Genomic DNA, 13,451 nt, shown 5'->3' on the forward strand with positions numbered 1-13,451 from the left:
ACGGACACGGCACAGTGATGACGAACCTCGACACCCTTCGGCAGACTTTCGGCCGGTTTCTCATCGCCTTTCTCTGGCTGCACCTGCCGATCATCGCGCTCGGCGCCTGGTTCGCCGACAATGCGCTCGCGGTGCCCCTGGTGATCGCCGGCCTCATGGCCGGACTCAGCACGCTGATGTGGCGGCGCTCTCCGACCGGCCCGACAACGCGGCTGGTCAGCAGCCTGTCGCTCATCGGCATGGCCGCCATCCTCCCCTCCGTGCTGGCCGGGCATCCGTGGCAGATCGACGTGCACATGTACTTCTTCGCCTGCATGGCGGTAATCGTCGCATGGTGCGACTGGACCGTCCTGGTGGCCTGTGCCGCGGCCGTCGCGGGCCACCATCTCGCCCTCAACGCCACGGTGCCGGCCCTGATCTTCCCCGGCGGCGCCAAGACCGCGGACCTCGCGCGCGTCGTGCTCCATGCCGTCATCCTGATCATCGAGACGGGCGTGCTGGCCTGGGTGGCGCGCACCATCCCGACGGCCTTGGCGGCGCAGGCCGCATCCGAAGGCGCGATCCGGGCGCAGATGGACCGCATGCGGGCGCTGGAATCCGAGGCCGCGCTGGCGCGGGCGGGGGCCGAGGCGCAGCGCCGGGAGGCCATGCAGCAGACCGCCCATTACTTCGAATCGACCGTGGGAGGCATCCTGAGCCGTGTCACGCAGGCCGCGGCGGCGATGCAGGATACGGCGCGAACCATGACGCGGACGGCGGAAGGCACGGCGGGTCAGGCCGAATCCGTGGTCGGCGCCGCCGTGATGGCTGCGCACAACGTGGACCAGGTGGCAGGAGCCGCCGAGGAGCTCGGCGCCTCGGTCCAGGAGATCGGCCGCCAGGTCGCGGAATCCGCGCGGATGGCGCAGGGCGCGGTGACGCACGCGGACGCCACCGGCCAACTGGTTCTTGCCCTGAGTACGGGCGCGGCCCGGATCGGCGATGTGGTCGGGATCATTTCCGGCATCGCCGGCCAGACCAACCTCCTGGCACTCAACGCCACCATCGAGGCCGCGCGGGCCGGCGAGGCCGGTCGAGGCTTCGCCGTGGTGGCGGCGGAGGTGAAGGAACTGGCCAACCAGACGGCCCGGGCGACGGAAGAGATCACGCAACAGATCAACGCGATCCAGGGCACGACCGGCGAAGCCGTCACCGCCATCGAGGCGATCGCCGCACAGATCCGCACCATGAGCGTGACCGCGGACGCGATCGCGGCGGCGGTGAACCAGCAGGGATCGGCGACCCAGGAGATCATCCGCAACGTGAGCGAGGCCGCCACCGGCACCGGAGCGATCACGGCCACCATCGGCGGCGTCGCCCAGTCGGCCGGGGAAACGGGCGGAGCCGCCGCCTGCGTGCTCGACTCCGCTTCCGAGCTGGCGCAGGAGGCCGATCACCTCGGAACCGAGGTGAACCGGTTCCTCGCGACCGTGAAGGCCGCCTGATCCCGGGCTCCGCTCGACCGGAGCGGAGCCCGGATCGGCAAGCCCTCGCGGCGCCCGAACGAAATCCGAATCCGTCGCCGCGAAAGATCCGACGGGTTTGGGAGGCGCGGTCTTCGATCAGTCCTGGAGTTTCTCCATCAGGGCGTCCGAGAGGGCGAAATTCACGAAGACGTTCTGGACGTCGTCCTGGTCCTCGATCACCTCGACGAGGCGGATGAGCTTCTCGCCGGTCTCGTCGTCGACCTCGATGATGTTCTGGGCCTTCCAGACCAGGGCGGTACGGCGCGGCTCGCCGAAGCGGGCCTCCAGGGCCTTCGAGACCTCGCCGTAGGCCTCCTGCGCGCAGGTGACCTCGTGGCCGGACTCGTCCGAACGCACGTCGTCGGCGCCGGCCTCGATGGCGGCCTCCAGCATGGTGTCGGCATCCGCCACCTTCGCGTCGAACGCCACCACGCCGACATGGTCGAACATGAAGGAGACGGCCCCGGTCTCGGCGAGGCTGCCGCCGGACTTGGTGAAGGCCGAGCGCACGTCGGAGGCCGTCCGATTGCGGTTGTCGGTCTGGGCCTCGACGATCAGGGCAGCGCCCCCGGGGCCGTAGCCCTCGTAGCGGATCTCGTCGTAGCTCTCCGCGTCGGCGCCCGAGGCCTTCTTGATCGCGCGCTCGATGTTGTCCTTGGGCACGTTCTCGGCGCGGGCCGCGATGATGGCGGCGCGCAGGCGGGCGTTCATCGCCGGGTCGGGCAGGCCGAGCTTGGCCGCGACCGTGATCTCTCGGGCGAGCTTGCCGAACAGCTTGGAGCGGACCGCGTCGACGCGGCCCTTGCGGTGCATGATGTTCTTGAACTGGGAATGGCCGGCCATGACGTGACCTTGAAGGTAGGAACGAGGCCGGATCGCTGGACCGCACCGGGCGGGGCGGCCACGATTCCGGACGAAAGGGGTTGGCCGGCTTATAGGCCGCGCCTTGCGCCGATGACAACGCTGCGCCGCAGCGTGGACGGTGCCGCCGGGGCGGGTCTTCGGCCTTCCCGGTGGCTATCCGGCGCGGCGGCGCTATCGTGGGACGATGATGCGCCCAACCCTCGACCGGGGACGCCCCGGGACCCGCCCCACGGATGTTCGCCCTCACGCGCCGGAGCGGCGGGACGCGCGCCCTGCCCCGCGCTGGCTCAGGCTCGGGATCGCGGGCGTGCTCGGGGCGGTCGCCGGCGCGGTGCTGTTTCCGACACGCGCCGAGGGCGCGCCGACGGAGCGGAGCGGGAGGCGGTCTTCGCGAGACTGAAGCGCGGGCCTGCCCGACCCGGGCTCCGGTCCCGATCGACCGGGATCCCTATCAGGCGGTGATGCGCGCGTGCCAGTCGCGCAGGGCGTCCAGGGTCACGATGCCGTCCGGCCAGGCATGCCCGGAGAGGTGGCGATGCGGCGCGCCGGGTTCGCCGAGGTCGGAGACGGCCGAGAACGCCCCGTCGAGGCGGTGGCTCTCGGTGTAGCGGCTGCGGGTGGCGATGACCGGCAGGCCCGCATCGAGGGCCGACCGGATGCCCGCGGCCGAGTCCTCGAAGGCGACGGCCTCGGAAGGCGCCACGCCGAGACGCTGAAGCGCGAGGTCGAACACGTCGGGGGCGGGCTTCTTGCGCGCCGCCTCGTCGCCGCAGGCGATCACATCGAAGGGGACGTCGCCGGCGGGAAAGTTGATCCGCAGCAGGGTGTCGACGTTGGGGCGGCTCGTCGTGCTGGCGACCGCGAGCTTGAGTCCGGCCGCCCGCGCCTCCGCGATCAGCCGGCCCACCCCGGGCCGCAGGGCGAGGCTGCCGCCCTCCACGAGATCGCCGTAACGGCGGGTCTTGCGGTCGTGGATCTCGCTCATAAGGGGCCCGAGAGCCTTGGCCTCCTCGGCATGCTCGGTCTCGACGTAGTGGCGCAGGCGTTCCTTGCCGCCCATCACGGTCAGGAGATCGGCGTAGCGGGCCGGGGACCAGGACCAGGGCAGGCCCAGATCCGCGAAGGCACCGTTGAAGGCTTGCCGGTGCAGGTCCTCGGTCTCGGCCAGCGTCCCGTCGACGTCGAAGATCAGCGCCCTCAGCATGAGAGGGGGCCGCCTCCGACCTCCGCCGCGCCCGCCCGGATCGCCGCGATCCGCTCCGCGTAGCCAGCCGGCCCGCCCTTGAACACGGCGTTGCCGGCCACGAAGGCGTTCGCCCCGGCGCGGGCGGCCTCCGCCACGGTCTCGGGCCCGATGCCGCCATCGACCTCGATGTCGATGTCCCGACCGGCACTCATCGCCCGGATCCGCCGGATGGTCTCCAGTGTCGAAGGGATAAAGCTCTGGCCGCCGAAGCCCGGATTGACCGTCATCACGAGGACGAGGTCGACGAGGTCGAGGAGCGGCTCGATGGCGCTCGCCGGCGTGCCGGGATTGAGTGCGATGCCGGCGCGCTTGCCGAGATCCCGGATCGCCTGGAGCGACCGGTGGATGTGCGGTCCGGCCTCCACGTGGACCGAGATCGCGTCGGCCCCCGCCTCGGCGAAAGCCGCGAGGTAGGGGTCGGCCGGCGCGATCATCAGATGCACGTCGAAGGGCTTGGCCGAGTGCGGCCGCAGGGCCTTGATCACGGCCGGGCCGAAAGTGAGGTTCGGCACGAAGTGGCCGTCCATCACGTCGAGGTGGATCCAGTCGGCCCCGGCCTCGGACACCGCGCGCACCTCCTCACCGAGCTTGGCGAAATCCGCCGAGAGGATCGAGGGCGAGATGATCGGGCCGTTCATAGTGGAATTCTCCGGAGGCTCGTGGCCGCGCTCAAGCCATGCGGCGCTTGCGCTCGACGAGTTGCATGATGATCGGGGTCAGGATGAGCTGCATGGCAAGGTCGAGCTTGCCGCCCGGGATGACGATGGAATTGGCACGGCTCATGAACGAGCCCTGGATCATGGAAATCAGGTAGGAGAAGTCGATCCCCTTCGGGTCCTTGAAGCGGATCACCACCATCGATTCGTCGGCGGTGGGAATCCAGCGGGCGATGAAGGGGTTGGAGGTGTCCACCATCGGCACCCGCTGGAAGTTGATGTCCGTCCAGGTGAATTGCGGGCAGATGGTCTGCACGTAGTCGGGCATCCGCCGCAGGATCACGTCGGTGACGGCTTCGGTGGAGTAGCCCCGGAACGAGCGGTCCCGGTGCAGCTTCTGGATCCATTCGAGGTTGATCACCGGCACCACGCCGATCTTGAGGTCGGCGTAGCGGGCCATGTCGACGTTGTCGTCGACGACGCAGCCGTGCAGGCCCTCGTAGAACAGCAGATCGGAGCCGGGCGGGAAGTCCTCCCAGGCCGTGAAGGTGCCGGGTTCGATGCCGTAATGGGCGGCGTCCACCGCGTCGTGGGCGTAGTGGCGCGTGCGTCCCCGGCCGGAATCCGCGTAGATCCGGAATACCTCCTCCAGCTCGGGCAGGAGATTGGCGCGGGGGGCGAAGTGGCTGAGGTTCGGCTCCTCGACCATCATCCGCCGCATGGTGTCCCGGTCATAGGCGTGGAACGCGTCGCCCTCGATGTAGACCGCGCTCACGTCCTCCCGGCGGAAGATCTGCTCGAAGGTGTTGCGGACCGAGGTGGTCCCGGCCCCCGAGGAGCCGGTGACCGAGATGATGGGATGACGCGCCGACATTCTGGGTGGGTGCCGTTGTGAGCGAACTAGCTGCGCATCAGGCCGCGCTGCCCGAACAGGGGCGAGCGGCCGGCGGCGGCATTGCGGCCACCGTAGTACTTTGCGACGCAGGCGACCTCGTCGATGGACCCGAAGATCAGCGGCACGCGCTCGTGGATGCCGGTGGCGCCGATGTCGAGGATGCGGCGCTCGCCGTCGATGGCGCCAGCGCCGGCCTGCTCCATCAGCATGGCGATGGGGGCGGCCTCGTAGAGGAGGCGCAGGCGCCCCTGTGCGTAGCCCTTCCGGTTGTCGCCGGGATAGAGGAACACGCCCCCGCGCAGGAGCACCCGCTGGGCATCCGCCACCAGCGAGCCGAGCCAGCGCATGTTGAAGTCCTTGTCCAGCGGGCCCTCCGAGCCGCGCAGGCAATCCTCGATATAAGCCTTGACCGGGCCGTCCCAGTTGCGGGCGTTCGAGGCGTTGATCGCGTATTCCTTGGCCGAGGCCACCACCTCCAGGCGCGGATGCGTGAGGCGGAAGGTCCGCGTCTCCCGGTCCAGGGTGTAGATCTGCGTGCCGTGGCCGAGGGTGACCACGAGGGAGGTCGCCGGGCCGTAGGTGACGAAGCCGGCGGCGATCTGCTCGGTGCCCGGCGTGGTGAAGGAGGCGATCGAATCGGCCTCGCCGGCCACTACCGGGCGGATGCCGAAGATCGACCCCACCGCCATGTTGACGCCGATGTTGGAGGAGCCGTCGAGGGGATCGATCGCCACCGCCAGCGGCGCACCGGGGTTGAGCTGCATCATGCCCTCGGCCTCCTCGGAGGCGACGACCGCCACGGGCGCACCGCGCAGGGCCTCCGTGAAGCGCTCGTGGGCCAGCACGTCGAGGGCCTTCTGGACGTCGCCGTCGCTGTTGTTTCCGCCCGTGGCGGCGAGATCGGCGCCGCCGAGCATGCCCCGGCCGATCACCTCGCTGACATCGACGGCGGCCTCCGCGCAGGCCGCGATCACGGCCGCGGCGTCGGCGAGCCGCGCATCGGCGGCGACCGTCCGCGCGAGGCAATCCGCGAAGGTGGACCCGAATTCCAGAGACACCGTCGACATGAACGTCCGTCCTTCTTCCATTCCAGGCCGGGCGATCCCGACCACGACCTGCCGACCAGCCGGGCCTCCCCACGGCAGGGGAAGCCGATCACATCGGAGCCCCTTGGCACGGGAGCGCCCTTCGACACCAGGGCCGCCGGCCTCTCCGAGGCCCGATCGCCCACACCGTATCACCGAAAGAATTCTGAAAAAACTTGCGAGCCATTCCAAAAAAACTAGAACCGAATCATGCGCAACCTGTCTCTCAAACAGCTCCAAGCCGTCGCCGCGGTCGCCCGTCTCGGCACCATGACGCGGGCCGCGCAGGAGCTCAACGTGACGTCGGCCGCCCTCTACGCGCGCATCCGCCAGCTGGAGGAAGAGGCGGGCCTGATGCTGTTCGACCGCACACCCACGGGCCTGAAACCCACGGATGCGGGCCGCGAAATGCTCTGGGCGATCAACAGCATCAACACGGTTCTGGAAACCTGCGCCGACCGCCTGGAAACCCTGAAGGGCGGCAGCGGGGGTCGCGTGGCGATGGGCGTGGTCTCGACGGCGAAGTACTTCGCGCCCGGCGTGATCGCCGGCTTCGTCGGGCTGCACCCGGCGGTGGAGATCAACCTCACGGTGGGAAACCGCGGCAACATGGTCGAGGCGCTGCGGAACTACGAGATCGACTTCGCCATCATGGGGCGCCCGCCCCGCGACTTCGCCATCGAGGCGGAAATCTTCGGCCCTCACCCGATCGTCATCATCGCGGCGCCGAGCCACCCGTACGCCGGCCGGATCGGACTGAGCCGTGCGGACCTCGCCCAGGAGTCCTTCCTGGTGCGCGAGGAGGGCTCCGGCACCCGGACGGTGTTCGAGGAGTTCATGGCCGGGATCATGATCAAGCGGGCGCGGCTCGGAATCGATTCCGGCTCGAACGAAACCATCAAGCAGGCGGTCATGGCCGGCCTCGGCATCGCGCTCATCTCGGCCCACACGGTGGCGGCCGAACTCGAGAGCGGTCGCCTCATCGTCCTCGATGTCCAGGGCCTGCCGATCCGGCGCGACTGGTACGCCGTTCGGCGCGCCGACAAGGTGCTGGGGCCGGCCGCGGCCGCGTTCTGGGACTACGTTTCCAAGGATGGCGGGCGCTGGCTGCCGCAGATGCGGCTCTCGCCGAATCCGTCCCCCGTGACGGCGGAGTTCGAGGCATGAACGACGCCGGCATCGTCATCGTGGGGGCCGGCCAGGCCGGTTTCCAGGCCGCCGCGTCCCTGCGCGAGGCGGGCCATGCCGGATCTCTCATCCTGGTGGGCGACGAGGGCCTGCCCTATCAGCGCCCGCCCCTGTCGAAGGCCTATCTCGCGGGCAAGACCGATGCGGCCGGCCTGTCCCTGCGCCCGGCCTCCTACTTCGCCGAACACCGCATCGTCCACCGCGCGGAGGTGGTGGCGACCGGGATCGACCGGGCGGCGCGGCGCGTGGCGCTGAGCGACGGTGGCGACCTCGCCTACGACCACCTCGTGCTGGCCACAGGTGCCCGCAACCGGGCCCTGCCGGTACCGGGGGCGGATCTTGCCGGCGTGCACCAACTGCGCTCGCTCGCCGATGCGGATGCCATCAAGGCCGGCCTCGCCGCGGCCCGGTCCGTCGCCATCGTGGGGGCCGGGTTCATCGGGCTCGAATTCGCCGGGATCTGCGCCGGGCGCGGCCCCGCCGTGACCGTGATCGAGGCCGCCGGCCACCCGATGGCCCGGGCCGTCTCGGCACGGACCGCCGATTTCTTCACCGCCGCGCACGAGCGGGCGGGCACGCGCTTTCTGTTCGGCGCGGGCGTGTCGGGTCTGGAGGGCGCGGACGGCCGGGTCGTCGCGGTCCGGCTCGCGGACGGGACGCGCGTCGCCGCAGACCTCGTCCTCGTCGGCATCGGCGTGGTGGCGAACCAGGAGCTGGCCGAGGCGGCCGGCCTCACGGTCGGCGACGGCATTCATACGGACGCCTTCCTCGCCACCTCCGACCCGGCCATCTCGGCCATCGGCGACTGCGCGCGGGTGCCGAGCCGGTTCGCGCAAGGGGAGCCCGTCCGTATCGAGTCGGTGCAGAACGCCGTCGACCAGGGCCGCTGCCTCGCCGCGCGCCTGACCGGTCGCCCGGCTGCCTACGCGGCGGTCCCATGGTTCTGGAGCGACCAGGGCCCGCACAAGCTCCAGATCGCCGGCCTGACCCGCCCGGACGATGCCAGCGTCGTGCGCCCGTCCGAGATCGGACTCACCGTATTCCGCTTTCGCGACGGAGCCTTGAGCGGCGTCGAAACGGTGGACCGCCCCGCCGATCACATGGCGGCCCGGCGCATCCTCGATGCCGGCCTCGACCTGACGCCCGAGGCGGCCGCCGATCCGGCCCACGACCTGAAGGCACTCGCCAAGTCCGTCCCGAGCGGGATCCGTGCTTAGCGGTCGTTCTCGGTGTTGAGGTCGCCGAGCCGTGTGCCCTCGCCCTGGCCCTGCCGGCTGAGGCGCACGCCGGATTCCCCGCCGGCCTCGCTGAAGACGACGCCGTTGGCCATCAGGGTGCTGCGGAGGACCTCGATCTGGCCCGAGGCCGGCACGCTGCCGCCGGTTTCGAAATCCCGCACGAAAGCCTCGCCGAGGCCGAGCCGGCCGGCGAGATCCGCCTCGGACCAGTTCAGCAGGGCCCGCGCCACCCGCGACTGGGCCGGGCTGATGGTGTTCGGCCCCAGGCCATCCGGCTGCAGGCCGCTCGCGGCTGCCTCGTCCGATCCCGCCACCCTGAAACTCCCTCGACTGCTTCGACGATACGGGCGGACAACGGCAGCCCGACGGGTTCGTTCAACGAAATCCGCGCTGCGCACGCCGATTGCGGGGGATCAGCCTCTGCACGGCGTAAATCCGGCCTCACGGCGTCTTGACCATATTTGTGCTGGAATCTTATCCGAAGGGGCGCAACGGACACCCCGAGGATGAGTTTCGCGCGCGTGAGCGCCGGCGGCCCTTCGGATCGGGGAGACCACGATTGCGGCGCTCGACGCGGCGCGACGCATGGTTTGCACGGACCGGACCTGAGGAGGGGAGCCAGACGATGAGAGCGATCCAGATCGCCGTGGTGGCCGGCGCCATCGCGGCCGCAGCGATGAGCACGGCAGCGAACGCGCAGATGGGCGGCAACGTCACGGGCTTCGGCCGCGACGCCCGCGAGAAGCCCGAGAAGAAGCAGTACGTTCCGGCCGCCAAGGCCCAGGAAAAGATCTTCCCCCTCGACGCGACCTGGACCGCCGTCAGCCTGAACGGCAAGCCGTTCGGCGGCAACGACCGTCCGAGCTTCATGGTCGACAAGCAGTACCGCGCTCGCGGTTACGGCGGCTGCAACACCTTCGCGGCCACCGCCTTCCCGTTGCGCGAGCAGCACCTCGCCGTGGGCCCTCTCGCCCTCACGAAGAAGCCTTGCGACAAGGGCCTCGGCGCCTCCGAGCAGGATTACTTCATCGCCCTGCGCACCGCCGCCCAGTGGGACCTCGTCGGCTCGCAGCTGGTGATCAAGAGCCAGAAGGGGGAGCTGCGCTTCGAGCGCGCGCTCTGATACGTCCTCCGCCTGATCAGAGCGGGTGACGCATCCGCAAGCCCGCGCGGCGCTTGAGCGAAGCCCAGATCTGCGCTCCCGAACGCGATCCCGCAGGGATCGCCGGAAGGGATCAATCGGATTTGGTATGATGCGTCGTGTGCGACGGCTTTAAGCCTTCGTTGACGACGATCCGGACCGGGACCGGCCGGTTTACGGCCTGTTCAAGTCCCTCGGCGCCCTGTGCCCCCATGACCTGCCGTCCCGGCGGGCGTGGGGAGCGCGATGGGCACGAGGCTGGAATGGACCACCGGCAGCAACGGCCTGCGGCGCGGCGTCCGTGAGGCGACGCGCTACACCTGCCCGCCGAGCCTGCACGCGGCCGCGATGATGATCGCCGCCGCCAGCCCCGTGGTCGCCACCATGATCGTGCTGTGCGCGGCCCTGCTCACCGCGTGATGCACAGAGGAACCCAAGGAACAAACTTCTCTACTTATCTTGATCTGCGATAGGGACATTCTCCGCAGCAAAAAATCCCTCGCGGACAGAGAAGATTTGTCTTTGACGGCGGGACTTTGTCGATTGCCTCGACAGTACCGACGCGATATCTCCCGGCTCTGCATTCGCCATGCGAAAACCGGCTCGAAAGCGAGCCGGCGCCCCCGCGAAACGCTCACGCCGACGAGGAGATCCCGATGGCCGAGACCCAGAGCCCCGCTTCGACCCGCACGCCCGGCCACGGCCACATCTTCGGCTCGATCACCGAGACGATCGGCAACACCCCCCTGGTACGCCTCAACCGCATCACCAAGGAGCGCGGCGTCGAGGCCGAGATCCTGCTCAAGCTCGAGTTCTTCAACCCGATCGCGAGCGTGAAGGACCGCATCGGCGTCAACATGATCGACGCCCTGGAGGCCTCCGGCAAGCTGAAGCCCGGCGGCACCCTGGTGGAGCCCACCTCCGGCAACACCGGCATCGCGCTCGCTTTCGTGGCGGCCGCGCGGGGCTATCGCCTCATCCTGGTGATGCCCGAGACCATGTCCCTGGAGCGCCGCAAGATGCTGGCCTTCCTCGGCGCCGAACTCGCGTTGACCCCCGGCCCGCAGGGCATGAAGGGCGCGATCGCAAAGGCCGAGGAACTCCTCACCGAGATCCCGGGCGCGATCATGCCCCAGCAATTCTCGAACCCGGCCAACCCCGAAATCCACCGCAAGACGACGGCCGAGGAGATCTGGAACGACACGCAGGGCCACCTCGATGCCTTCGTGGCCGGCGTGGGAACCGGCGGCACCATCACGGGTGTCGGCACGGTGCTGAAGCCGCGCCTTCCCGGTCTGAAGATCGTGGCGGTCGAGCCCACGGATTCTCCGGTGATCTCCGGCGGCCAGCCCGGCCCGCACAAGATCCAGGGCATCGGCGCCGGCTTCATCCCGGACAACCTCGACAAGTCGATCATCGACGAGGTCATCACCGTCTCGAACCAGGAAGCCTTCGACACGGCGCGCCTGCTCGCGCGCCTCGAAGGCATCCCGGGCGGCATCTCCACCGGCGGCAACGTCGCCGCCGCCCTGAAGCTCGCCGCTCGGCCCGACTTCCAGGGCAAGCGCATCGTCACCGTCGCCTGCTCCTTCGCCGAGCGGTACATCTCGTCGGCGCTGTTCGAAGGCCTCTGAAGTCGAAGACTTCTGATTTCGAAGACCTTCGGGCCACGCCCCGGAGGCCTTCGCGAAAACCCAGGCTTTCGAGCCCCGCCCGGAAGCCGCCATCGTGTCCACCGCCTTCTACAGCCTGCGCCGCTGGGGTCGCCGCCCGTTCATCCGGGTCGCGGCCTTCAGCGTCGGCGGGGTGGTCGCCGCCCTGGCCTCGGCAGTGTTCGCGCCGATGATCCCCCTGGAACTCGGCGCCTCGATCGGGTCCGACGCCGTCGACCAGATCCTGTCGGTGCTCGCAACCAGCATGCTGCCGGTTGCGACCTTCTCGCTCTCCACCATCGTGCAGGCCTATGGCGGCGCCACCAGCACCGTGACGCCCCGCGCGGTGACCTTGCTGATGCAGGACACCCGCGCACAGACGGCGGTGGCGAGTTTCATCGGCGCCTTCGTCTACAGCGTCGTCGGGCTGATCGCCCTGAAGACGCATTTCTACGGAAGCCAGGGCCGGGTCATCCTGTTCGGCATCACGCTCCTCGTACTCATCAGCGTGGTGGCGACGCTGGTCCGCTGGATCGACACCCTGTCCCATCTCGGGCGAGTCGGTGAGACGATCGACGCCATCGAGGCCGCCGCCAGCGACGCCGTGCGACGCCGCGTCTAGGCGCCCTATCTCGGTGGCCTGCCCTGGCAGCCGGCTCCGCCCGGCGCGATCCGGCTCACCGCCCGGGCGACGGGCTATCTCCAGCACGTGGATGCCAAAGGCCTCGACGCCCTGGCCGAACGACACGGCGTGACCCTGCATCTGGCCGCGCTACCGGGCGCCTTCGTCCATCCCGGCCGGCTCCTGGTGGAGATTGACGGGGCGGCCGACGAGTCCCTGCGCAGCCGGATTGCCGAGGCCTTCGTCATTGGCAACCGGCGCGCCTTCGACGACGACCCGCGTTTCGGGATCATCGTCCTCACGGAGGTGGCGCAGCGGGCGCTCTCCACAAGCATCAACGATCCCGGCACGGCGATCGATGTCCTTGGCACCCTGGTCCGGGTGCTCGCCCTCTGGGACGAGCGTCGCGCGGCCGCCCCCGAGGCCCGGATCCATCCGCGCCTGCGGGTGCCCGGCATCAGCGCCGCCGAACTGTTCGAGGATGCGTTCGGCCCCATCGCCCGGGACGGCGCCCCGACCCTGCTGGTGGGCTTGCGCCTCCAGAAGGCGCTCGCCGCCTTGCACGATCTGGGCGGCGCGGAGTTCCAGGCCGCAGCCCGTGTCCAGGCCGATCTCGCGTTCCTGCGGGCCGAGGCGGCCCTGTCGCTGCCGGCGGATCGCGAAGCGCTTCGCGCCGCCCATGCGCGGGTCGGGCGGGCGGAGGGGGCCTGAAGGCAACCTCGGCACGCGCGGGCGGTTGAGCCTCCAAGATCAGGAGGACAGCATGACGGATACGCCGCGCGAGACATCCCCGCCCACATCCACCGATGCCGGGACGACCGGACAGGACAAGGTCCGCGAGATCGGCCAGGCGGCCCGGAAGGCGGAAGCCGAAACCTCCGGCGACGCCCGCGAGGCGATCGACCGCGCCACCGCGCCCAACGGCCAGGCTGCGGGGGAATAGCGATGCCGAACGACCACATCCCCATCGTCGGCACGCGCAAGCCCGATTCCGACGTCGGCAAGCCGGGGGAGCCCGCCGTCGCCGGCGGCCAGCAATCGGCCGAGCAGGCCGCCATCACCCAGCAGGGCTCCGGTGGACAGACCGATGCGGCGCGCAACGCCGCGTGGGACGGGTCGCCGAAGGGGCGCAATCCCACTCCCGCCGGCGGCTCGTCCGACGGCCAGTCCGACCGCCCCCGTTCGCCCAAGGAGTGACTCTATGCCGGCCCAAGACGACAAGCAACCGAAGGACAAGCCCGCCAACACCGCGCCGGACGCGGTCAAGGACCCCAACGAGAAGACCGACGGCAAGCCGGGCGAGGGCCCGAAGGGTGGTGGGCAACCGGACGGGGAGACCGATCCGGGCGGCTCCTGAGG

15 protein-coding genes and 1 pseudogene are annotated in these 13,451 nt (G+C 69.9%); 10 read left to right on the plus strand and 6 right to left on the minus strand.

Annotated elements, in window-relative coordinates; genetic code table 11:
• The first annotated feature begins 17 nt into the window (after positions 1 to 17).
• A complete protein-coding gene (locus MFF30_RS25985; RefSeq protein WP_283205903.1) occupies positions 18 to 1,484 on the plus strand; it encodes a methyl-accepting chemotaxis protein in 1,467 nt (488 codons plus the stop codon).
• A 117-nt stretch (positions 1,485 to 1,601) separates the two neighbouring features.
• On the opposite strand, the gene MFF30_RS15000 is transcribed toward MFF30_RS25985, so the two are convergent.
• The 5 genes from MFF30_RS15000 to MFF30_RS15020 all read right to left on the minus strand — a co-directional run bounded on the left by MFF30_RS15000 (position 1,602) and on the right by MFF30_RS15020 (position 6,233).
• A complete protein-coding gene (locus tag MFF30_RS15000) occupies positions 1,602 to 2,348 on the minus strand; it encodes a YebC/PmpR family DNA-binding transcriptional regulator (RefSeq protein WP_238280189.1) in 747 nt (248 codons plus the stop codon).
• Positions 2,349 to 2,820: 472 nt separating this feature from the next.
• The gene (locus MFF30_RS15005; protein WP_238280190.1) at positions 2,821 to 3,573 is read right to left on the minus strand and encodes an HAD-IA family hydrolase; all 753 of its coding nucleotides are present in this window, start codon (positions 3,571 to 3,573) and stop codon (positions 2,821 to 2,823) included.
• A complete protein-coding gene (gene rpe, locus MFF30_RS15010; RefSeq protein ID WP_238280191.1) occupies positions 3,567 to 4,253 on the minus strand; it encodes a ribulose-phosphate 3-epimerase in 687 nt (228 codons plus the stop codon). The genes MFF30_RS15005 and rpe overlap by 7 nt, the downstream gene beginning before the upstream one ends.
• 31 nt (positions 4,254 to 4,284) lie before the next feature.
• On the minus strand, positions 4,285 to 5,145 hold the full coding sequence (locus MFF30_RS15015; protein ID WP_238280192.1) for a phosphoribulokinase: 861 nt from the start codon (positions 5,143 to 5,145) through the stop codon (positions 4,285 to 4,287).
• A gap of 26 nt (positions 5,146 to 5,171) precedes the next feature.
• Positions 5,172 to 6,233: a class 1 fructose-bisphosphatase gene (locus MFF30_RS15020; RefSeq protein ID WP_238280193.1), complete on the minus strand. Its 1,062-nt coding sequence runs from the start codon at positions 6,231 to 6,233 to the stop codon at positions 5,172 to 5,174.
• Between the two features lie 228 nt (positions 6,234 to 6,461).
• On the opposite strand from MFF30_RS15020, the gene MFF30_RS15025 reads away from it, so the two are divergent.
• Both MFF30_RS15025 and MFF30_RS15030 read left to right on the plus strand, forming a co-directional pair.
• Positions 6,462 to 7,418: a LysR family transcriptional regulator gene (locus tag MFF30_RS15025; protein WP_238280194.1), complete on the plus strand. Its 957-nt coding sequence runs from the start codon at positions 6,462 to 6,464 to the stop codon at positions 7,416 to 7,418.
• Entirely contained in the window at positions 7,415 to 8,656 is a 1,242-nt protein-coding gene (locus tag MFF30_RS15030; RefSeq protein WP_238280195.1) for an NAD(P)/FAD-dependent oxidoreductase, read from the plus strand. Before MFF30_RS15025 ends, MFF30_RS15030 begins: the two co-directional genes overlap by 4 nt.
• On the opposite strand, the gene MFF30_RS15035 is transcribed toward MFF30_RS15030, so the two are convergent.
• Positions 8,653 to 8,991 carry a helix-turn-helix domain-containing protein gene (locus MFF30_RS15035; protein WP_238280196.1) on the minus strand — a complete coding sequence of 113 codons (339 nt, stop codon included), beginning with the start codon at positions 8,989 to 8,991 and terminating at the stop codon, positions 8,653 to 8,655. The two genes, MFF30_RS15030 and MFF30_RS15035, sit on opposite strands and share 4 nt — an antisense overlap.
• Positions 8,992 to 9,302: 311 nt before the next feature.
• Between MFF30_RS15035 and MFF30_RS15040 the strand changes: the two genes are divergently transcribed.
• The 7 genes and pseudogenes from MFF30_RS15040 to MFF30_RS15070 all read left to right on the plus strand — a co-directional run bounded on the left by MFF30_RS15040 (position 9,303) and on the right by MFF30_RS15070 (position 13,449).
• Positions 9,303 to 9,800, plus strand: coding sequence for an META domain-containing protein (locus MFF30_RS15040; RefSeq protein ID WP_238280197.1), 498 nt, complete (start codon positions 9,303 to 9,305; stop codon positions 9,798 to 9,800).
• A gap of 264 nt (positions 9,801 to 10,064) precedes the next feature.
• Positions 10,065 to 10,238, plus strand: a complete 174-nt coding sequence (locus MFF30_RS15045; protein WP_238280198.1) for a hypothetical protein — start codon at positions 10,065 to 10,067, stop codon at positions 10,236 to 10,238.
• A 236-nt stretch (positions 10,239 to 10,474) separates the two neighbouring features.
• Positions 10,475 to 11,452 (plus strand): cysteine synthase A, encoded by a 978-nt coding sequence (gene cysK, locus MFF30_RS15050; protein WP_238280199.1) that lies wholly within the window; start codon positions 10,475 to 10,477, stop codon positions 11,450 to 11,452.
• Between the two features lie 94 nt (positions 11,453 to 11,546).
• A pseudogene (locus MFF30_RS15055) lies at positions 11,547 to 12,803 on the plus strand (DUF2254 domain-containing protein).
• Between the two features lie 52 nt (positions 12,804 to 12,855).
• Positions 12,856 to 13,035 (plus strand): hypothetical protein, encoded by a 180-nt coding sequence (locus MFF30_RS15060; RefSeq protein ID WP_238280200.1) that lies wholly within the window; start codon positions 12,856 to 12,858, stop codon positions 13,033 to 13,035.
• A 2-nt stretch (positions 13,036 to 13,037) separates the two neighbouring features.
• Positions 13,038 to 13,289, plus strand: coding sequence for a hypothetical protein (locus tag MFF30_RS15065; RefSeq protein ID WP_238280201.1), 252 nt, complete (start codon positions 13,038 to 13,040; stop codon positions 13,287 to 13,289).
• A 4-nt stretch (positions 13,290 to 13,293) separates the two neighbouring features.
• Positions 13,294 to 13,449, plus strand: a complete 156-nt coding sequence (locus tag MFF30_RS15070; protein WP_238280202.1) for a hypothetical protein — start codon at positions 13,294 to 13,296, stop codon at positions 13,447 to 13,449.
• Positions 13,450 to 13,451: the final 2 nt, after the last annotated feature.

It is taken from the genome of Methylobacterium goesingense (assembly GCF_022179225.1).
In the GTDB taxonomy this organism is placed as follows: Bacteria; Pseudomonadota; Alphaproteobacteria; order Rhizobiales; family Beijerinckiaceae; genus Methylobacterium; species Methylobacterium goesingense.